Annotated in this window: 19 protein-coding genes; 16 read left to right on the forward strand and 3 right to left on the reverse strand. The window is 61.6% G+C overall.

Annotated elements, in window-relative coordinates; translation table 11 throughout:
• Positions 1-18 precede the first annotated feature (18 nt).
• A complete protein-coding gene (gene queG / locus ACJ8HN_RS13930; RefSeq protein ID WP_100395956.1) occupies positions 19-1158 on the reverse strand; it encodes a tRNA epoxyqueuosine(34) reductase QueG in 1140 nt (379 codons plus the stop codon).
• Between queG and nnr the strand changes: the two genes are divergently transcribed.
• From nnr to ACJ8HN_RS14010, 16 genes are all read left to right on the forward strand, one after another.
• Positions 1157-2671, forward strand: coding sequence for a bifunctional ADP-dependent NAD(P)H-hydrate dehydratase/NAD(P)H-hydrate epimerase (nnr, locus tag ACJ8HN_RS13935; RefSeq protein ID WP_442523589.1), 1515 nt, complete (start codon positions 1157-1159; stop codon positions 2669-2671). The two genes, queG and nnr, sit on opposite strands and share 2 nt — an antisense overlap.
• A gap of 10 nt (positions 2672-2681) precedes the next feature.
• On the forward strand, positions 2682-3152 hold the full coding sequence (gene tsaE / locus ACJ8HN_RS13940; RefSeq protein WP_033648706.1) for a tRNA (adenosine(37)-N6)-threonylcarbamoyltransferase complex ATPase subunit type 1 TsaE: 471 nt from the start codon (positions 2682-2684) through the stop codon (positions 3150-3152).
• Positions 3153-3159: 7 nt separating this feature from the next.
• On the forward strand, positions 3160-5025 hold the full coding sequence (gene amiB / locus ACJ8HN_RS13945; protein ID WP_442523590.1) for an N-acetylmuramoyl-L-alanine amidase AmiB: 1866 nt from the start codon (positions 3160-3162) through the stop codon (positions 5023-5025).
• Between the two features lie 22 nt (positions 5026-5047).
• On the forward strand, positions 5048-6931 hold the full coding sequence (gene mutL, locus ACJ8HN_RS13950) for a DNA mismatch repair endonuclease MutL (protein ID WP_442523591.1): 1884 nt from the start codon (positions 5048-5050) through the stop codon (positions 6929-6931).
• Complete coding sequence (gene miaA, locus ACJ8HN_RS13955) at positions 6924-7865, forward strand: tRNA (adenosine(37)-N6)-dimethylallyltransferase MiaA (RefSeq protein ID WP_089192476.1); 942 nt, start codon at positions 6924-6926, stop codon at positions 7863-7865. Before mutL ends, miaA begins: the two co-directional genes overlap by 8 nt.
• A 114-nt stretch (positions 7866-7979) precedes the next feature.
• On the forward strand, positions 7980-8288 hold the full coding sequence (gene hfq, locus ACJ8HN_RS13960; RefSeq protein ID WP_004933678.1) for an RNA chaperone Hfq: 309 nt from the start codon (positions 7980-7982) through the stop codon (positions 8286-8288).
• A 98-nt stretch (positions 8289-8386) separates the two neighbouring features.
• Positions 8387-9667 carry a ribosome rescue GTPase HflX gene (gene hflX, locus ACJ8HN_RS13965; RefSeq protein WP_004933675.1) on the forward strand — a complete coding sequence of 427 codons (1281 nt, stop codon included), beginning with the start codon at positions 8387-8389 and terminating at the stop codon, positions 9665-9667.
• 68 nt (positions 9668-9735) lie between these two features.
• Complete coding sequence (gene hflK / locus ACJ8HN_RS13970; RefSeq protein ID WP_033636782.1) at positions 9736-10986, forward strand: FtsH protease activity modulator HflK; 1251 nt, start codon at positions 9736-9738, stop codon at positions 10984-10986.
• Positions 10987-10989: 3 nt separating this feature from the next.
• On the forward strand, positions 10990-11994 hold the full coding sequence (gene hflC / locus ACJ8HN_RS13975) for a protease modulator HflC (protein ID WP_004933669.1): 1005 nt from the start codon (positions 10990-10992) through the stop codon (positions 11992-11994).
• 63 nt (positions 11995-12057) lie between these two features.
• Positions 12058-12258: a DUF2065 domain-containing protein gene (locus ACJ8HN_RS13980; RefSeq protein WP_004933666.1), complete on the forward strand. Its 201-nt coding sequence runs from the start codon at positions 12058-12060 to the stop codon at positions 12256-12258.
• 98 nt (positions 12259-12356) lie between these two features.
• Entirely contained in the window at positions 12357-13655 is a 1299-nt protein-coding gene (locus ACJ8HN_RS13985; protein WP_033654892.1) for an adenylosuccinate synthase, read from the forward strand.
• A 233-nt stretch (positions 13656-13888) separates the two neighbouring features.
• Entirely contained in the window at positions 13889-14314 is a 426-nt protein-coding gene (gene nsrR, locus ACJ8HN_RS13990) for a nitric oxide-sensing transcriptional repressor NsrR (RefSeq protein WP_033636784.1), read from the forward strand.
• Between the two features lie 59 nt (positions 14315-14373).
• Positions 14374-16848, forward strand: a complete 2475-nt coding sequence (gene rnr, locus ACJ8HN_RS13995) for a ribonuclease R (RefSeq protein ID WP_049195409.1) — start codon at positions 14374-14376, stop codon at positions 16846-16848.
• A gap of 61 nt (positions 16849-16909) precedes the next feature.
• On the forward strand, positions 16910-17641 hold the full coding sequence (gene rlmB / locus ACJ8HN_RS14000; RefSeq protein ID WP_004933653.1) for a 23S rRNA (guanosine(2251)-2'-O)-methyltransferase RlmB: 732 nt from the start codon (positions 16910-16912) through the stop codon (positions 17639-17641).
• 116 nt (positions 17642-17757) lie between these two features.
• Positions 17758-19386: an isovaleryl-CoA dehydrogenase gene (locus ACJ8HN_RS14005; RefSeq protein ID WP_442523592.1), complete on the forward strand. Its 1629-nt coding sequence runs from the start codon at positions 17758-17760 to the stop codon at positions 19384-19386.
• 66 nt (positions 19387-19452) lie between these two features.
• The gene (locus tag ACJ8HN_RS14010; RefSeq protein WP_015376394.1) at positions 19453-19851 is read left to right on the forward strand and encodes a DUF350 domain-containing protein; all 399 of its coding nucleotides are present in this window, start codon (positions 19453-19455) and stop codon (positions 19849-19851) included.
• Here the strand turns inward: ACJ8HN_RS14010 and ACJ8HN_RS14015 are convergent.
• Together ACJ8HN_RS14015 and bsmA are read right to left on the reverse strand one after the other, a co-directional pair.
• Complete coding sequence (locus ACJ8HN_RS14015) at positions 19848-20123, reverse strand: DUF1471 domain-containing protein (protein WP_028127568.1); 276 nt, start codon at positions 20121-20123, stop codon at positions 19848-19850. The two genes, ACJ8HN_RS14010 and ACJ8HN_RS14015, sit on opposite strands and share 4 nt — an antisense overlap.
• A 122-nt stretch (positions 20124-20245) precedes the next feature.
• On the reverse strand, positions 20246-20554 hold the full coding sequence (gene bsmA, locus ACJ8HN_RS14020; protein ID WP_197763687.1) for a biofilm peroxide resistance protein BsmA: 309 nt from the start codon (positions 20552-20554) through the stop codon (positions 20246-20248).
• Between the last annotated feature and the right edge of the window lie 81 nt (positions 20555-20635).

The raw sequence follows: 20635 nt of genomic DNA on the forward strand, positions 1-20635 counted from the left end.
TCCGAATGGCGCACGCCGTCAGGCATCCCTTGGCAAACCTTTTTCCACAGCCCGTATCAGCCGTTTTTTCTGCGCCGTTTGCACCTCGATGCCCTGCGCTTCGCGGCGGGCGAGCTGTTGCGCCAGCGCCCAGTGGATATGTTCGTCCAGCATGGCGTTCTGGCCCAAACGGGTGCGCAGTGCGAGCACGATGCCGTCCTCGTAGGGCGCATTGCCCAGCGCCACGGCGATATTGCGCAGCCAGCGCAGGTGGCCGATGCGGCGTATCGCCGAGCCTTCGGTGATGCGCAGGAATTTTTCCTCCGTCCAGTTGAACAGATCGATCAGCTGCGGCGCATGCAGCGCGGCGCGCGGGCTGAAATCGTCTTCGTCGGTAAGCTGTGAAAAGCGGTTCCACGGGCAGATCAGCTGGCAGTCGTCGCAGCCGTAGATGCGGTTGCCGAGCAGCGGGCGGAACTCCTCCGGGATCGCGCCTTCCAGCTCGATGGTCAGGTAGGAGATGCAGCGCCGGGCGTCTACGGTATAGGGGGCGACGATGGCGCCGGTCGGGCAGGTGGTGATGCAGGCGACGCAGCGGCCGCACTGCTCTTCCTGCGGCTTATCCACCGGCAGCGGCAGATCGATCAGCAATTCGCCGAGGAAAAACCATGACCCGGCTTCACGGTTGAGGATTAGTGAGTGTTTACCAACCCAGCCGATGCCCGCCTTGGCGGCCAGCGCGCGTTCCATCACCGGCGCAGAATCGACAAAGGGGCGGAAATTCAACTCGCCGCAGTAGGCCTGGATCTGATCGCCCAACTTTTTCAGGCGCTGGCGCAACAGCTTGTGATAGTCGCGCCCCAGCGCATAGCGGCTGACGTAGCCCAACTGCGGATTTTGCAAGGTGCTGGCAAACGCCGCCTTGGCCGGCAGGTAGTTCATGCGTACGCTGATCACTCGCAGCGTGCCCGGCAACAGTTCGTGAGGGCGTGCGCGCAGCATGCCGTGGCGCGCCATCCATTCCATTTCGCCGTGGTACTGTTTGTCGAGCCAGGCCTGCAGCTTCGGCTCTTCAAGGCTTAAATCGGTATCGCAGATGCCAACCTGCTGGAATCCTAGCGATTGCCCCCATTGCTTGATATGTTGGGCGAGTTGATGGAGATCGAGGGGGTGCGTCATGACGGGCCACAGTGAAAAAGCATACGCTGACAGTTTACCACACTCTGTCTGGCCTGCGGATTGGATCCGCCGCTCGGAACCCGCAGCGGCGGCCTCGCTCGGTATTTCTCTTTACGATTTGATGCAGCGCGCAGGTCAGGCGTCCTACGCGCTGGCGCGCAACGCGTACCCCTCCCGCGACCACTGGCTGGTGCTGTGCGGCCACGGCAACAACGGCGGCGACGGCTATGTGGTGGCGCGCCTGGCGAAGGCGGCGGGCGTGCAGGTGACGCTGATCGCCTGCGACGGCGCACGGCCTTTGCCACCGGAAGCCGCAGCGGCCCGCGAGGCCTGGCAAGCCGCAGGCGGCGACATTCTGCCGGCGAGCAGCCGCTGGCCGGCGTCTGTTTCTCTCATCATCGACGGCCTGTTAGGTACCGGCCTGGGCAGCGCGCCGCGTGCGCCCTACGACGCGCTGATCGAGGCCGCCAACCGCCATTCGGCACCGGTGGTGGCTCTTGACATCCCGTCCGGCCTGCTGGCGGAGAGTGGCGCGGCGCCGGGCGCGGTCGTGCGTGCCGCGCACACCGTCACGTTCATCGGCCTCAAACCGGGGTTGCTGACCGGCCAGGCGCGCGACTGGGTCGGGCAACTTCATCAGAATGCGCTAGGCTTATCGGGTTGGTTGGCGAAGCAACCGGAGCAGATTCAGCGGCTTACCGCCGAGGTGTTGCCGCGTTGGCTGCATCCGCGCCGTCCCTGCGCCCATAAGGGCGAGCATGGCCGCCTGCTGTTGGTGGGCGGCGATCGCGGGTTCGGCGGCGCCATTCGCATGGCGGCAGAGGCGGCGCTGCGCAGCGGGGCTGGATTGGTGCGAGTGCTTACTCACATGGAGCATGTCGCGCCGCTGTTGGCGGCCCGGCCGGAGCTGATGGCGCAGGCGCTGGACGAGGCGACGCTGCGGCAGGCGATGCAATGGGCGGATGTGCTGGTGATTGGCCCGGGTCTGGGCCAGGCTGAGTGGGGCAAAAACGCCCTGAACGTGCTGCAAACCAGCGATAAACCGGCCTTGTGGGACGCCGATGCGCTGAACTTGCTGGCATTAAATCCCGAGAAACGGCAGAATCGCGTGATGACTCCGCATCCTGGAGAGGCTGCTCGGCTGTTGAGCTGCAGCACTGCCGACATCGAGAGTGATCGCTTACTTGCCGTGCGCAAGCTGACGGCGCGCTACGGTGGCGTGGCGGTGCTGAAAGGCGCCGGTACGCTGATCGCCGATGAGCAGGGGCAGATGGCGATCGCCGACGTCGGCAACGCCGGCATGGCCTCCGGCGGCATGGGCGATGTGCTGTCGGGCATCATCGGCGGTTTGCTGGCGCAAAAGCTCTCGCTGTATGATGCCGCCTGTGCGGGCTGCGTCGTACACGGCGCGGCCGGCGATCGCGTAGCGGAAAGACAAGGAACAAGAGGCATGTTGGCGACCGATTTACTGCCGGACATCCTTCATTTCGTTAACCCTGAGTGGGCAAAATAGACTTTATCGAATGAAAGAACTCGTTTTACCTCTGCCGGACGAGGCAGCGACTGTCGCTTTGGGCACCACTTTGGCCCAGGCCTGCGATCGCGCCAGCGTCATCTATCTCTACGGCGACCTGGGCGCCGGTAAAACCACCTTCAGCCGTGGTTTCCTGCAGGCGTTAGGGCATCAGGGCAACGTCAAAAGCCCGACCTACACGCTGGTGGAACCCTATGCCTTGCAGCCGCTGGCGGTGTATCACTTCGATCTGTATCGCCTGGCCGATCCGGAAGAGCTTGAATTCATGGGCATTCGCGATTACTTCGCGCAAGACGCCATCTGCCTGGTCGAATGGCCGCAGCAGGGCACCGGCGTGCTGCCGGAGCCGGATCTGGCGCTGCATCTTAGCTATCAGGGCGAGGGGCGAGAGGCGAAGATCGAGGCGATTTCCGCATACGGCAGCCAGCTGTTAGACCGCATTCATGGATCACAGGGATGATGCTGCAATGACGCACGTGTTGAAAAAATTTGCGGTCATCATGCTGATCGCCGTGCTGGGGCCGCTCGGCGCGCTGAACGCGCTGGCGGCTTCCTCGCTGTCCGATATCAAAGTGACCAACGCCCAACGCGAAGCGACGGTGTCGGTGAGCTTCAATGGCCCGCCGGACTATGCGTTTTTCCCGCTGCACGGCCCGGAACGCGTGGTGCTGGACGTTAACGAGAAGGGCAAGGTCGGCGGTCTTCCGCTCAATTTCAGCGGGCAAAACCTGGTGAAAAGCATTCGTTCCAGCGCGCCGAAAGACGCGCAGAGCGTGCGCCTGGTGTTTGATCTGACCCAGCGCGCCAAAACCCGCGTCGCCACCCGCCAGAACGGCGGCGTGCATACCGTGGTGTTCACCATTACGGCCGAAGGCGGCGCCAATACCGTGGTGCGTAAAGCGCCGGTGCAAACGCCTGCGCCGGTTGCGGTCAATCCACCGCCGCGTCAGGCGCCGGTCACGGTCAGCCAGCCACCGCGTCAGGCGCCGGTCACGGTCAGCCAGCCACCGCGCCAGGCGCCGGTCGCGGTGCGTGAAGCGCCGGAGCCGCCGCTGCGCAAAGCGCCGACAGGATCGAATCCCTTTACCAATAAACAGACCGTGGTCGCAGGCACCGCCACAGAGGTCACGCCGCGCAGCAGCCGCGTTTCCGCCGGTTCCGGCGATCGGGTGGTGGTAGCGATCGACGCCGGCCACGGCGGCCAGGATCCGGGCGCCATTGGCCCGAGCGGGCTGAAAGAAAAGAATGTCACCATCGCCATCGCGCGCCGCCTGCAGGCGATGCTGGACGCCGATCCGCAGTTCAAACCGGTGCTGACCCGTACCGGCGACTATTTCATCTCGGTGATGGGGCGCTCCGACGTGGCGCGTAAACAGGGCGCCAACGTGCTGGTCTCCATCCACGCCGACGCCGCGCCAAACCGCAGCGCCAGCGGGGCCTCCGTCTGGGTGCTGTCCAACCGCCGCGCCAACAGCGAAATGGCCGGCTGGCTCGAACAGCATGAGAAACAGTCCGAGCTGCTCGGCGGCGCTGGCGATCTGCTGGCCAACAGCCAGGCTGACCCTTACCTGAGCCAGGCAGTGCTGGATCTGCAGTTCGGCCACTCGCAGCGCGTGGGATACGACGTGGCGGTGAAAGTGCTGCAGCAGCTGCAGAGTGTCGGATCGTTGCATAAACGCCGGCCGGAACACGCCAGCCTGGGCGTGCTGCGTTCGCCGGATATTCCCTCGCTGCTGGTGGAAACCGGATTTATCAGCAATAGCACGGAGGAGCGGCTGCTGGGCAGTAGCGCGTATCAGGAGAAGATTGCCAGAGCCATTCATAACGGCCTGCGCAGCTACTTCCTGGCGCATCCGCTGCAAGCCGACCCAAAGGTGGAAAACCGACCGCTGGACGTCGCAGCGGCGGTTAACACCTCAACACCAGACGTGCGCCAGCCTGAGCCTATCGTCAGCTCGGCCGGCGCGAGCCGCAGCGTAAGCGGCAAGACCCGGATCCACGTGGTGAAGCGGGCGGAAACGCTGTCCGGCATCGCCGACAGCTACGGCACCACCATGGCGGCGCTGCGTGATCTGAACAAACTGAAAAAAGACGGCGTGTGGGTCGGGCAACGCCTGAAGGTGCCGGCGGGGAAAGCCGCCGCCGTCACCACCACCGTCGCCAAGGCGAAAACGCCGGCGAAGAAAACGTCTAAACATAAAGTGGCCCGCGGGGATACGCTCTCCTCCATCGCTTCTCGCTACGGGGTCAGCGTCGGCGATCTGAAACGGGTCAATAATCTGAAGTCGGACGTCGCGCCGCTGGATCGGACGCTGACCATTCCGCAGGCCTAGCGCCATCGCTACAGGAGCCAGCATGCCTATCCAGGTGTTACCACCGCAGCTTGCCAACCAGATCGCCGCCGGAGAGGTGGTTGAACGCCCCGCGTCGGTCGTCAAGGAGCTGGTGGAAAACAGCCTGGACGCCGGCGCGACGCGCATCGATATCGATATTGAACGCGGCGGTGCTAAGCTGATCCGCATTCGCGACAACGGCTGCGGCATCGGCAAGGACGATCTGGCGTTGGCGCTGGCGCGGCACGCCACCAGTAAAATCAGCACGCTCGACGATCTGGAGGCTATCGTCAGCCTCGGTTTCCGCGGCGAAGCGCTGGCCAGTATCAGCTCGGTTTCCCGTTTGACCCTGACGTCGCGCACCGCCGAGCAAAGCGAGGCGTGGCAAGCCTATGCCGAAGGGCGCGAGCAGGCGGTGACCGTCAAACCCGCCGCGCACCCGGTCGGGAGCACGCTGGAAGTGCTGGATCTGTTTTACAACACCCCGGCGCGCCGCAAGTTCATGCGCACCGAAAAAACCGAATTCGGCCATATCGATGAAGTGGTGCGGCGCATTGCGCTGGCGCGTTTCGATGTGGCGATCAACCTCAGCCACAACGGCAAACCGATCCGCCAATACCGGGCGGCGAAAGAAGATAGCCAGCACGAACGCCGTTTGGGCAGCATCTGTGGCCCGGCGTTTTTGCAGCATGCGCTGAACATCGACTGGCAGCACGGCGATTTGAGCATCCGCGGTTGGGTGGCGGATCCGGCCGGGGCGCGCCAGCTGGGTGAAATGCAGTATTGCTACGTCAACTGCCGCATGATGCGCGATCGTTTGATCAATCACGCTATTCGTCAGGCCTATCAGGATCAGCTGAAGGACGATCAGCAGCCCGCTTACGTGCTGTATCTGGAGGTCGATCCGCACCAGGTGGACGTCAACGTTCATCCCGCCAAGCACGAAGTGCGTTTCCATCAGGCGCGGCTGGTGCACGATTTTATCTACCAGGCGGTAACCACCGTGCTGCAGCAGGCCGGTCAGACGCCGCCGCTGCCGCTGGCGGAAACGCCTGACGAAGCGCCCGCGCCGGTCTGGCAGCCGGAGAACCGCGTCGCCGCCGGCGGCAACCATTTTTCTCAGCCTGCGCCGCGCCGTGAAACGCCGCCACCGGCCGGCACCGCCCGTGAGCGGGCGCCGCAGCCGGGTTGGCAAACGGCGGGCGGTTACCATAAACGCGAAGGCGAGCTGTACGGTAAACTGATGCAGCCCGACGCCGAGCCGCAGGCCGATGCCGCGCCGGCAGTTTCGAGCAAGCCGCCGCTGTTCCCGCCGGCGAAAGCCGCAGCGGAAACGCCGTTGGCGGGCGGCCAACACAGTTTTGGCCGGGTACTGATGATCCATCCGCCGTGCTACGCGCTGATTGAGCAGCGCCAGCAGCCAGCGTTGCTCAATCTGGCGGTAGCCGAACGCTGGCTGCGCCAGGCGCAGCTCAACCCGCCGGCGGAAGGGCTGCGGCCGCAGCCGCTGCTGATCCCGATTAAGCTGACGTTGGAGAAGCGCGAAGCGGCGGCCATTGCGCGGCATCAGGCGCTGCTCGTGGCGATGGGGCTGGATCTACAGACGGATCATGGCCGTGTGACGCTGCGCGCAGTGCCTTTACCATTACGCCAACAAAATTTACAAAAACTGATACCCGAACTGTTAGGCTATCTGGCCGAACATCAGGAGATGTCGCCCGCGGTGCTGGCCACCTGGCTCGCTCGCCGTCTTGGCAGCGAACATGAACAGTGGAACACCTCGCAAGCGATACAATTGTTGACCGACGTTGAACGACTTTGCCCGCAGCTGGTCAAATCGCCACCGAGCGGACTTTTACAACCCGTTGATTTACAGGCCGCACTGGCGGCCCTCAAGCATGACTGACACTGAAATGACACCACGTCCCCCGGCTATTTTCATCATGGGGCCGACCGCCTCGGGCAAGACCGCGCTGGCGATCGCGCTGCGCGAACGCCTGCCGGTGGAACTGATCAGCGTCGATTCCGCGCTGATTTACCGCGGCATGGATATCGGCACCGCCAAGCCGAGCGCCGAAGAATTGGCGCAGGCGCCGCATCGGCTGATCGATATCCGCGATCCCGCCGAAGCTTACTCGGCCGCGGAGTTCCGCGCCGACGCGCTGAAGGAGATGGCCGACATCACCGCCGCCGGGCGCATTCCGCTGCTGGTCGGCGGCACGATGTTGTATTTCAAGGCGTTGCTGGAAGGATTGTCGCCGCTGCCGTCCGCCGATCCCGCGGTGCGCGAGCGCATCGAACGGCAAGCGGCGGAGCAGGGCTGGGAGGCGCTGCACCGTCAGTTACAGGCGATCGATCCGGTCGCGGCAGTGAGAATTCATCCGAATGATCCGCAGAGACTGTCCAGAGCACTGGAAGTTTTTTTTATTTCGGGTAAAACTTTAACGGAACTGACTAAAATTTCGGGTGAATCGTTACCGTATCAAGTTCACCAATTTGCGATAGCGCCGACCAGCCGTGAGTTGATCCATCAACGCATCGAGCTGCGGTACCATCAAATGTTGGCGGCGGGTTTTGAGACGGAAGCGCGTGCACTTTTCGCACGGGGTGATTTGCATACGGACTTGCCCTCCATTCGCTGTGTCGGTTACCGCCAGATGTGGTCATACTTGTCTGGTGAAATTAGTTACGATGAGATGGTTTATCGTGGTATTTGCGCAACACGTCAGTTGGCTAAACGCCAGATGACCTGGTTACGGGGTTGGGAGTCGGTCCATTGGTTGGACAGTGAAAAGCCGGGAGAGGCTTTGGACTCGGTGACACAGGTTGTTAGTGCATAGGTTGGGTGATTGTGTACAATTGCTGAGTATTCAGCGCGCAAATTTTTTACGTCGTTTATTTTAGAGCCGACAGGTTCTTAGTTACAAACAACAAGCAAATAAGGAAAAGATAGAATGGCTAAGGGGCAATCTTTGCAAGATCCGTTCCTGAACGCATTGCGTCGTGAACGTGTTCCGGTTTCTATTTATTTGGTGAATGGTATTAAGCTGCAAGGCCAGATTGAGTCTTTTGACCAGTTTGTCATCCTGTTGAAGAACACGGTTAGCCAGATGGTGTACAAGCACGCTATCTCTACCGTTGTCCCGTCACGTCCGGTTTCGCATCACAGCAACAACCCGAGCGGCGGTTCAAGCAACTATCACCATGGCAACAATCCGTCTGCGCAGCAACAGCCGCAGCAGGAAAGCGATGACGCTGAATAAAGCGCGTTGCAAGTCAACCATGACGGGGAGCATAAGCAGCCGCGGGCTGTTTATGTCCCCCAAACTCACGGTAAGTGTCCGTTTGAGAGGTTGCACGCTTGTTTGACCGTTATGAAGCCGGTGAGCAGGCCGTACTGGTTCATATCTATTTCTCGCAAGACAAAGATACGGAAGACCTCAACGAGTTCGAATCGTTGGTTTCCTCAGCCGGTGTCGAAGCTTTGCAAGTGGTGACTGGTAGCCGCAAAGCCCCGCATCCGAAGTACTTTGTCGGCGAAGGAAAGGCCGAAGAAATTGCAGATGCGGTGAAAGCCAGCGGCGCGTCTGTTGTCCTGTTTGATCATTCCCTTTCCCCGGCGCAGGAAAGAAACCTCGAGCGCCTGTGCGAATGCCGGGTGATCGATCGCACCGGGCTGATTTTAGACATCTTCGCCCAGCGTGCCCGCACCCATGAAGGTAAGCTGCAGGTGGAGCTGGCGCAGTTGCGTCACATCGCCACGCGTCTGGTGCGCGGCTGGACGCACCTGGAGCGGCAAAAAGGGGGGATTGGCCTGCGCGGGCCGGGGGAAACCCAGCTTGAGACCGACCGTCGCCTGTTGCGCGATCGCATCAGCTTGATTCTGCGCCGCCTGGAGCGGGTAGAAAAGCAGCGTGAACAAGGCCGACGCGCGCGGACCCGCGCCGATGTGCCGACCGTATCGCTGGTGGGCTACACCAACGCCGGCAAATCCACCCTGTTTAACCGAATAACGTCTGCCGAGGTGTATGCGGCGGACCAGCTATTTGCCACCCTGGATCCTACGTTGCGGCGCATCGACGTGCCGGACGTGGGGGATACCGTGTTGGCGGATACCGTAGGCTTTATCCGGCACCTGCCGCACGATCTGGTGGCCGCCTTCAAGGCGACGCTGCAGGAAACGCGCCAGGCGTCTCTGCTGCTGCACGTCATCGATGCCGCAGATCCGCGCGTCGATGAGAACATCGAAGCGGTGAACACCGTGCTGGCGGAGATAGACTCGGATGAAATTCCTACACTGTTAGTGATGAACAAAATAGATATGCTGGACGATTTTGTGCCGCGTATCGACCGCAACGACGAAAACCTACCGATCCGGGTGTGGCTGTCTGCCGCCAGCGGAGAGGGTATTCCGTTGCTGTATCAGGCGTTGACGGAGCGCTTATCGGGGGAGATCGCGCATTACGAATTGCGCTTACCGCCACGGGCAGGCCGTCTTCGCAGCCGTTTTTACCAGCTTCAGGCGATTGAAAAAGAGTGGAACGAAGAGGACGGCAGCATTGGCGTGGTGGTGCGAATGCCGATCGTCGAATGGCGTCGTCTCTGCAAGCAAGAACAGGACCTGATTGACTTTATCGTATGATCATATCCTGTTACATTTATGCTTCGCGAAAGCCTGAAGTACCCAATCACAGAATATGGAGCTAAAACATGGCGTGGAATCAGCCCGGTAATAACGGACAGGACCGCGACCCGTGGGGGAGCAGCAATAACAATGGCGGCAACTCTGGCGGTAACAACAAAGGCGGTCGTGATCAAGGGCCACCTGATTTGGACGATATCTTCCGTAAACTGAGCAAGAAATTGAGCGGTTTCGGCGGGGGCAAAGGCTCCAACAGCAATAGCGGCGGCACCGGCACCTCTGGTCCGGGCTTCAGCGGCCGCATTATCGGTATCGCGGCGGTGGCCGTGGTGGTGATCTGGGCCGCCAGCGGCTTCTACACCATCAAGGAAGCCGAGCGCGGCGTCGTGACGCGTTTCGGCAAGTTCAGCCACCTGGTGCAGCCGGGCCTGAACTGGAAGCCGACCTTCATCGACGACGTGCGTCCGGTGAACGTGGAATCCGTGCGCGAGCTGGCGGCGTCCGGCGTGATGCTGACCTCCGATGAAAACGTGGTGCGCGTGGAAATGAACGTGCAGTACCGCGTGACCAACCCGGAAGCGTACCTGTTCAGCGTCGTCAATGCCGACGACAGCCTGAGCCAGGCGACCGACAGCGCCCTGCGCGGCGTGATCGGCAAATACTCGATGGACCGCATCCTGACCGAAGGCCGTACCGTGGTGCGTAACGATACGCAGCGCATGCTGGAAGAGACCATCCGTCCTTACAACATGGGCATCACGCTGCTGGACGTCAACTTCCAGGCGGCGCGTCCGCCGGAAGAGGTGAAGGCATCCTTCGACGATGCGATCGCCGCGCGTGAGAACGAGCAGCAATACATCCGTGAAGCGGAAGCTTACGCCAACGAAGTTCAGCCGCGTGCGAACGGCCAGGCGCAGCGTCTGCTGGAAGACTCCAAGGCTTATAAGGATCGTACCGTCCTGGAAGCTCAGGGTGAGGTGGCGCGCTTTGCCAAGCTGTTGCCGGAATACAAGTCCGCACCGCAGATCACCCGCGAGCGTCTGTATATCGAAACCATGGAAAAAGTGCTGGGCCATACCCGTAAGGTGTTGGTGAGCGACAAAGGCAACAACCTGATGGTGCTGCCGCTGGATCAGATGCTGCGCGGCCAAGGCGCGGCGCCGGAGAGCGGCAACAAGGATACCAGCCTGATTCGCCTCAATCCGAATCCTGCGCCGGCTGCCAACAGCAGCGCCCCGCGCACCAGCGGCGGTTCGATTATGGATCAGCGCCGGGCGAATGCGCAGCGTGACGACACCACTCGCGTAGGGAGAGAGTAATCAATGCGTAAGTCTTTTGTAGTTATTGTCCTCGCGGTGCTGGTGGTGCTGTACGCTTCGCTGTTCGTGGTGCAGGAAGGCCAGCGCGGCATCGTGCTGCGCTTCGGCAAGGTTCTGCGCGACGGCGAAAACAAGCCGCTGGTGTATGCGCCGGGTCTGCACCTCAAGATCCCGTTCATTGAGACCGTGAAGAACCTGGATGCGCGCATCCAGACCATGGACAACCAGGCCGATCGCTTCGTGACCAGCGAGAAGAAAGACCTGATCGTCGACTCCTATCTGAAGTGGCGCATCAGCGACTTCAGCCGTTACTACCTGGCGACCGGCGGCGGCGACGTCTCCCAGGCCGAAGTGCTGCTGAAACGCAAGTTCAGCGACCGTCTGCGTTCCGAAATCGGCCGCCTGGACGTGAAAGACATCGTGACCGACTCGCGCGGCAAGCTGATGTCCGACGTGCGTGACGCGCTGAACACCGGCACCGTGGGTGACGGCGAAGAAGTGGCGACCACCGAAGCCGATGACGCTATCGCCTCTGCGGCGGCGCGCGTTGAGCGGGAAACCACCGGCAAACAGCCGCAGGTTAACCCGAACAGCATGGCGGCGCTGGGCATCGAAGTGATCGACGTGCGTATCAAGCAGATCAACCTGCCGGCCGAAGTGTCCGACGCCATCTACCAGCGTATGCGCGCCGAGCGTGAAGCGGTAGCCCGTCGTCTGCGCTCGCAGGGCCAGGAAGAAGCCGAGAAGCTGCGCGCCAGCGCGGACTACGAGGTGACCCGCACCTTGGCGGAAGCCGAGCGTCAGGCGCGTATCACCCGCGGTGAAGGCGATGCCGAAGCGGCCAAGCTGTTCGCCAACGCGTTCAGCCAGGATCCGGACTTCTATGCCTTTATCCGCAGCCTGCGTGCCTATGAAGCCAGCTTCAAGGACAACCAGGACGTGCTGGTACTGAGCCCGGACAGCGATTTCTTCCGCTACATGAAGTCGCCTGATACCCTGCGCAAATAAGCGCGGCAGGCAATCTGATCGAGGGCCCGTTTACGCGGGCCCTTTCTCGTTTTTGGGGGATGCATGAACTCAACGATTTGGCTGGCGCTCGGGCTGGTTCTGGTGTTGGAAGGATTGGGGCCGATGCTGTTTCCGCAGGCCTGGCGCAAAATGATTGTGGCGATGTCGCAGTTGCCGGACGCGACGCTGCGGCGATTTGGCGGTGGAATAGTGGTTGCGGGCTGCGTGATCTACTACATGTTGAGCGGCCGCACGGGTCTTTAAAGTCTAGCCCAAAATTTATGCAATCGTATGCTAAAAGTGCTGAAAATCGAAAATTACGGTGGTAGAATCCATTTTTAAGCAATCGGTGATTTTGAAAAATGGGTAAGAACGTCGTCGTACTGGGCACCCAATGGGGTGACGAAGGTAAAGGCAAGGTTGTAGACCTGCTGACTGAACGGGCTCAATATGTTGTGCGCTACCAAGGTGGCCATAACGCTGGCCACACTCTGGTAATCAACGGTGAAAAAACCGTTCTTCATTTAATTCCTTCAGGTATTCTGCGTGAAAACGTCACCAGCATCATCGGCAACGGTGTTGTTCTGGCGCCGGACGCGTTGATGAAAGAAATGGGTGAACTCGAAGCGCGTGGCATCCCGGTACGCGAACGTCTGTTACTCTCTGAAGCTTGCCCATTGATCCTGCCTTACCACGTTGCGTTGGATAACGCGCGTGAGAAAGCGCGCGGCGCAAAAGCGATCGGCACCACCGGTCGCGGCATTGGCCCGGCTTACGAAGATAAAGTGGCTCGTCGCGGTCTGCGCGTCAGCGATCTGTTCAACAAAGAAACCTTCGCCGCTAAGCTGAAAGAAATCGTCGATTACCACAACTTCCAGCTGGTCAACTACTACAAAGTTGAAGCCGTCGATTATCAGGCGACGCTGGACTACGTGCTGTCTATCGCCGACATCCTGACCGCCATGGTGGTTGACGTTTCCGAACTGCTGGACGGCGCGCGCAAGCGTGGCGACCTGATCATGTTCGAAGGCGCTCAGGGCACCCTGCTGGATATCGACCACGGTACTTACCCGTACGTGACCTCTTCCAACACCACCGCCGGCGGCGTGGCTACCGGTTCCGGCATTGGCCCACGTTATGTGGACTACGTGCTGGGCATCGTGAAAGCCTACTCCACGCGCGTGGGTGCAGGCCCGTTCCCAACCGAACTGTTCGATGAAACCGGCGAGTACCTGTGCAAGCAGGGTAACGAGTTTGGCGCCACCACCGGCCGTCGCCGTCGCACCGGCTGGCTGGACGCGGTAGCGGTGCGCCGCGCCGTGCAGATCAACTCCCTGTCCGGCTTCTGCCTGACCAAACTGGACGTCCTGGACGGCCTGAAAGAAGTGAAGATCTGCGTGGGTTACCGCATGCCGGACGGCCGTGAAGTGGACACCACTCCGCTGGCGGCTGAAGGCTGGGAAGGCATTGAGCCTATCTACGAAACCATGCCGGGCTGGAGCGAAACCACCTTTGGCGTGAAAGAGCACAGCAAGCTGCCTCAGGCTGCGCTGAACTACATCAAGCGCATCGAAGAAGTGACCGGCGTACCGGTAGACATCATCTCTACCGGCCCGGATCGCAGCGAAACCATGATCCTGCGCGACCCGTTCGACGCATAATCAGGCTTTGCGGCATTAAACAAACCGGGCGCGTCCCGGTTTGTTTTTATCCTGACTCCCTCCGATTGCGGTTTCACGTCAAAAAATCCTTTCATAAACCCGCCTTAGGGCGCGGGATTCGCTAAATAATTAGCGACGAACTCTCCGGCTGGTTTATTATCCAATGAGTAATCTTTTGAATAGCGCCGAAAAGCGGCGTATCAGACGGGTAAAGCGATACCCAGAGGTAAGATGTGCAGTTAACAAGTTTTACTGATTATGGCCTGCGGGCGTTGATCTACATGGCCTCGTTGCCGCAGGACAAGATGACCAGCATCTCGGAAGTGACCGAGGTTTACGGCGTGTCTCGCAACCATATGGTGAAGATCATCAATCAGTTGAGCCGGGTAGGTTTTGTCACGGCGGTGCGCGGCAAGCATGGCGGCATTCGCTTGGGCAAACCGGCCGAGAGCATTCGCCTCGGCGACGTGGTGCGGGCGCTGGAGCCGCTCGCGCTGGTTAACTGCAGCAGTGATTTTTGCCACATCACCCCTGCCTGCCGATTGAAGCAGGTGCTCCACCAGGGCGTACAGAATTTCCTTGAAGAGCTGGATAAGCATACGTTGGCCGACATGGTCGAAGACAATCCGCCGCTCTACAAGCTATTGCTTGTCGAATAAAACGACGTTGAGAAGACAAGGCTCAACGTCATCCTGCTGATGACAACGGAGGAACCGCAATGTCACAAGATCCATTCCTGGAACGAGAAGCAGAAAAATACGAATCCCCTATCCCCAGTCGTGAATATATCCTGGCCCATTTGGCGAAAAGAGAAACGCCGGCCAGCCGCGAAGAACTGGGCAACGAACTGGGCCTCAGCGGTGAAGAGCAGCTGGAAGCGCTGCGTCGCCGCCTGCGCGCCATGGAGCGCGATGGCCAGTTAGTGTTTACCCGCCGCCAGTGCTACGCGCTGCCGGAACGTCTGGATCTGCTGCGCGGCACGGTGATCGGCCACCGCGACGGCTACGGCTTCCTGCGCGTTGAAGGCAGCAAAGACGATCTGTACCTGTCTGCCGAACAGATGAAAATGGCGATCCACGGTGACGTGGTGTTGGCGCAGGCGCTGGGCGCGGATCGCAAAGGGCGCCGCGAAGCGCGCATCGTGCGCGTGCTGGTGCCGAAAACCAGCCAGATTGTCGGCCGCTTCTTCATGGACGCCGGTACCGGCTTCGTGGTGCCGGACGACAGCCGTCTGAGCTTCGATATTCTGATCCCGGCGGACAGCGTCAGCGGCGCGCGCATGGGCTTTATGGTGGTGGTGGAGCTGACTCAGCGCCCGACCCGCCGCACCAAGGCGGTCGGCAAGATCGTCGAGATCCTCGGCGACAAGATGGGCACCAGCATGGCGGTGGACATCGCGCTGCGCACCCATGAGATCCCGCATACCTGGCCGCCGCAGGTGGAAAAACAGGTGGCCGATCTCAGCGAGCAGGTGCCGGAAGCGGCCAAGAAGGGCCGCGTCGATCTGCGCAAGCTGCCGTTGGTCACCATCGACGGTGAAGACGCACGCGACTTCGATGACGCCGTGTACTGTGAGAAGAAACGCGGCGGCGGCTGGCGCCTGTGGGTGGCGATCGCCGACGTCAGTTACTACGTGCGCCCGCGCACCGCGCTGGACGACGAAGCGCGCAGCCGTGGCAACTCGGTGTACTTCCCGTCGCAGGTGATCCCGATGCTGCCGGAAGTGTTGTCCAACGGGCTATGCTCCCTGAACCCGCAGGTCGATCGCCTGTGCATGGTGTGCGAGATGACCATCTCCGCCCAGGGGCGCCTGTCTACGGCCAAGTTTTACGAGGCGGTGATGAGCTCGCATGCTCGCCTGACCTACAACAAGGTGTGGCACATTCTGCAGGGCGATCAGGAGCTGCGCGAGCACTACCATCCGCTGGTCAAGCACCTGGAAGAGCTGCACGCGATGTACAAGGTGCTGGATAAGGCGCGCGCCGAGCGCGGCGGCATCGCGTTTGAAACCGAAGAAGCCAAGTTCATTTTCAACGCCGAGCGTCGCATCGAGCGCGTGGAGCCGACGGTGCGCAACGACGCCCACAAGCTGATCGAAGAGTGCATGATCATGGCCAACGTGGCGGCCGCGCGCTTCGTCGAGAAACGCAACGAGCCGGCGCTGTACCGCGTGCACGATCGTCCGAGCGACGACCACATCTCCGCGCTGCGCAGCGTGCTGAGTGAGCTGGGGCTGACGCTGGGCGGCGGCAACAAGCCGCAGCCGAAGGACTATGCGGTGCTGATGGATGAAGTGTCCGAGCGCCCTGACCACGAAATGCTGCAAACCATGTTGCTGCGCTCGATGAAGCAGGCGATTTACGATCCGGAAAACCGCGGCCACTTCGGCCTGGCGCTGGCGTCTTACGGCCACTTCACCTCGCCGATCCGCCGTTATCCGGATCTGGCGCTGCACCGCGCGATCAAATATCAGCTGGCCAAAGAACACGGCGAGCCGAAAGAGCGCTGGACGCCGACCGGCGGCTGGCACAGCGAATTCGAAGAGATGCTGCAGTTGGGCGAACACTGCTCGATGACCGAGCGCCGCGCGGACGAAGCGACGCGCAACGTCGCCGACTGGCTGAAGTGCGACTTCATGCAGGATCACGTCGGTGAAGTGTTCAGCGGCATCATCTCCAGCGTGACCGGCTTCGGTTTCTTCGTGCGCCTGAACGATCTGTTCATCGACGGGCTGGTGCACGTATCAACGCTGGATAATGATTACTATCGCTACGATAATATCGGCCAGCGCCTGATCGGCGAATCTTCCGGCACCGTCTATCGCCTGGGGGATACGGTGGAGATCCGCGTGGACGCGGTGCATATGGACGAGCGCAAGATTGACTTCGCGCTGGTGTCCAGCACCCGCAAAGCGCGCGGTGAAGGTAAAACCGAGCGCGATCGCGCCAAGAAGGGCGGCCAGCGCACGCTGCGCGACAACGGCAACCCGGGGCGCGGCAAGCGCCGCGGCGGCAAACCGCCGGCCAACTTCGAGCCGGACAGCGCCTTCCGCAAGCAGGATGACGCCAAGCCCGCGGACAACGTGAAGAAGGCGAAAAAGAAAGCCAAGAAAGCGTCCGACAAAACGCGGAAAATCGCGGCGGCGACCAAAGCCAAACGCGCAGCCAAGAAGAAAGGTGCCGAGCAGGCTTAACCTGCCGCACATCGTTATCATCGGCCGGTTATCGCCGGCCGCACGAATTTAAAAGAGCATCATGAGCGAAATTATTTACGGCATCCACGCCGTCAAAGCCCTGTTAGAGCGCGATCCGCAACGCTTCCTGGAAGTGTTTATCCTGAAAGGCCGCGAAGATCGCCGCCTGCAACCGCTGATCGCCGAGCTGGAAGCGACCGGCATCGTGATCCAGGTGGCGAACCGCCAATGGCTGGATGACAAGGTTGAAGGCGCGGTGCACCAGGGGATCATCGCCCGGGTGCGCGAGGGGCGTCAGTATCAGGAGAACGATCTGCCGGGCCTGCTGGAAAGCGTGGAGACACCGTTCCTGCTGGTGCTGGACGGCGTGACCGACCCGCACAACCTCGGCGCCTGCCTGCGCAGCGCCGACGCTGCCGGCGTGCACGCGGTGATCGTGCCGCGCGACCGTTCCGCCCAACTGAACGCCACCGCCAAGAAAGTGGCCTGCGGCGCCGCCGAAAACGTGCCGCTGATCCGCGTGACCAACCTGGCGCGCACGCTGCGCCTGCTGCAGGAAATGAACGTCTGGGTGGTGGGCACCGCCGGCGAAGCCGACCATACGCTGTATCAGAGCAAAATGACCGGCCCGATGGCGCTGGTGATGGGCGCGGAAGGCGAAGGCATGCGCCGTCTGACCCGCGAACACTGCGACGAACTGATCAGCATCCCGATGGCCGGCACCGTCTCTTCGCTGAACGTGTCGGTCGCCACCGGCATCTGCCTGTTCGAAGCGGTGCGCCAGCGCGGCTGATTCTTCTGACGGGGGCTTAGTGCTCCCGTTAATTCCCCCTCTTGTGATCCCGCCTGCGGCAGAAATCTCTGCGCCGACCATACTTACTCCTGACGCTTTTCTCAGGGAGCACTCTCATGGTCTGGACTACGCACACCGTTTTTAACCAACCCAAGCCGCTGGGCAACAGCAACCTGTTTCTCTCCGATACGCCGCTGCGCGAAGCGTTGCAGCGCGAGCAGGGCGGCTGGGACGCCGAGGTATTGGCCTCGCTGGGCCAGCAGCTCGGCACCCAGGAGTCGCTGGAGCTGGGGCGCCTGGCCAATGCCAACCCGCCGGAGCTGCTGCGCTACGACGCCACCGGCCAGCGGCTGGACGACGTTCGCTTTCACCCCGCCTGGCATATCCTGATGCAGGGGCTGATCGCCAACCGGGTGCACAACCTGCCCTGGCAGGAGGATGCGCGCATCGGTTCCTTCGTGGCGCGCGCCGCGCGCTTTATGCTGCATGCGCAGGTCGAGGCCGGCACGCTGTGCCCGGTGACCATGACCTTCGGCGCTACGCCGCTGTTGCTGCAGGCGTTACCGGCCGAGTTTCGCTCATGGCTGACGCCGCTGCTGTCGGATCGTTATGACGCTCACCTGCTGCCTGGCGGGCAAAAGCGCGGCCTGCTGATCGGCATGGGCATGACGGAGAAACAGGGCGGCTCCGATGTGCTGAGCAATACCACCACCGCCGCGCCGCTCGGCGCGCGCGGGCCGGGTGAAGCCTACCGGCTGGTGGGGCATAAGTGGTTCTTCTCGGTGCCGCAGAGCGATGCACACCTGGTGTTGGCGCAGGCCGAAGGCGGGTTGTCCTGCTTCTTCCTGCCGCGCATTTTGCCGGACGGCAGCCGCAACGCCATTCGCCTGGAGCGGTTGAAAGACAAGCTGGGCAACCGTTCCAACGCCAGCAGCGAAGTGGAATTTCAGGACGCCACCGCCTGGCTGCTGGGGGAGGAGGGCGACGGCGTGCGGCATATCCTGAAGATGGGCGGCCTGACCCGTTTCGACTGCTCGCTCGGCAGCCACGGCCTGATGCGCCGCGGGCTGTCGGTGGCGCTGTATCATGCGCTGCAGCGGCAGGCGTTCGGCAAGCTCTTGATCGAACAACCGCTGATGCGCCAGGTTCTGGCGCGCATGGCGCTGCGGCTGGAGGGGCATACCGCGTTGCTGTTCCGGCTGGCCCGCGCCTGGGAGAGCCGCAGCAATGAGGGCGAACTGATCTACAGCCGTCTGGTGACCCCGGCGGCCAAATATAGCATCTGCCGCCAGGGCATGCCGTTCATCGCCGAGGCGATGGAGGTGCTGGGCGGCATCGGCTACTGCGAAGAGAGCGAGCTGCCGCGCCTGTATCGCGAGATGCCGGTCAACAGCATCTGGGAAGGTTCCGGCAACATCATGTGTCTGGACGTATTGCGCAGCCTGCACAAACTGCCGGGTGCGCTCGAGATGCTGCAGTTCGAGCTGCAGCCGGTGCGCGGCCAGAATCGGTTGTTCGATCATGCCTGGCGGCAGTGGCAGCAGCGCGCCCGGCAACCGCGTGAAGAGATGGGGCGGCTGCTGACCCAGCAGCTGTTCGACCTGTGCTGCGCCGCGCAGCTGCTGCAGCACGCCAGCCCGCAGATCGCCGACGCCTGGTGCCACCTGACGCTGGATCACCGCGGTGAGAGCCTGCTGTCGGCCGAGGTGTGCGAACTGCTGCTGAACCGCGCCATCGGCGGTTAGGGAAAAGGGTGGCGCGCGGCGGCGAAAACCTTTTTAATTCAGCCTCACTCTGACAGGAAAATGCACATGGATATTCTCAGCGCGTTGGCGGCGTTCGCCTCTTATTTCTTCAGCGGTTTCGCCATGATTTTGGTGTTTCTGTTCGTCTATACCCGCATCACCCCGCATGACGAATGGGCGTTGATCAAGGCCGATAATCAATCCGCCGCCTTTGCCTTTATCGGCGCTTGCCTGGGGTATGTGATCCCGCTGGCCAGCGCGGCGATCAACTCGATCAGCCTGCTGGATTACCTGCTGTGGGGCGTGGTGGCGCTGGTGGTGCAACTGCTGCTGTTCGCGGCCGTGAAGATCTACATGCCGCGCATCAGCGACAAGATCGAAGCCAACCATCTGGCCGCCGGGATTTTCCTGGGGGGCGTCTCCGTTAGCGGCGGCGTGTTGAATGCGGCGTGCATGAGCTACTAAAGGTATAAGATGGCCGAGGCGCGCCAGCCAAGCGGGTGCGCCTGTTCTTCCATCCGCAGGATGCGGTAATAGCTGGCGCCGTGTTGGTCGGCGGTGCGGGCGATGGCCAGTTCCGCCTCCTGCGGTGAACCGGGCAGATCGCTGAAGGTGATCTCGGCGATTTCACTGAGCGGCGTCACGCGATCGGCGGGTGCCAGCTCGGCGGACTGTGCGCCGGTGCTGAGCAACCCCATGGAAAGCAAGAGGGAGGTGAGTGCGGTGGAGCGTTTCATGGCGTTCCCCTTCGTCAGATCCTGAATCGCACCCGCAACATGCGGCATGCTGTCCCTCAGTGTGCAACACCCTGCTTCAGCCTGTGCAAAGCCAGTGTAAATCTGCTTAAAAAATCCCCGCCTTAGCGATACAGGATCGCCTGGGAATACCATTGGCCCGGCACGACGGTTTCGCTGTTCATGATGATCACGTAATAACGGGCGCCGGCGGCGGTGGCCTTGCGTTGGATCTCCGCTTCCACGTCCATCGGGCTGCCGCGCACCACGGCGGTGACGGTGCCCATTTTCGCCAGCTCGGCGGTCTGCGCGCGAACGATCTCCTGCGCCTGTGCGGTGGGCGGCGGCGGCGGTTTCGGCGTGGTGGTCATGATGCCGCAGGCGGAAAGCTGTGCGGCCAGCGTCAGGGCGATAAGTGTGCGGACAAACGTCATGGGAACCTCGAAAGAGCCGGTGCGATGGCTTCAGTGTAACGCAATATAAGCTGGAACAGATTGAGCTAACGCTGGCTGGCG

It is taken from the genome of Serratia sp. CY29653, assembly GCF_052169255.1.
GTDB lineage: Bacteria > Pseudomonadota > Gammaproteobacteria > Enterobacterales > Enterobacteriaceae > Serratia > Serratia sarumanii.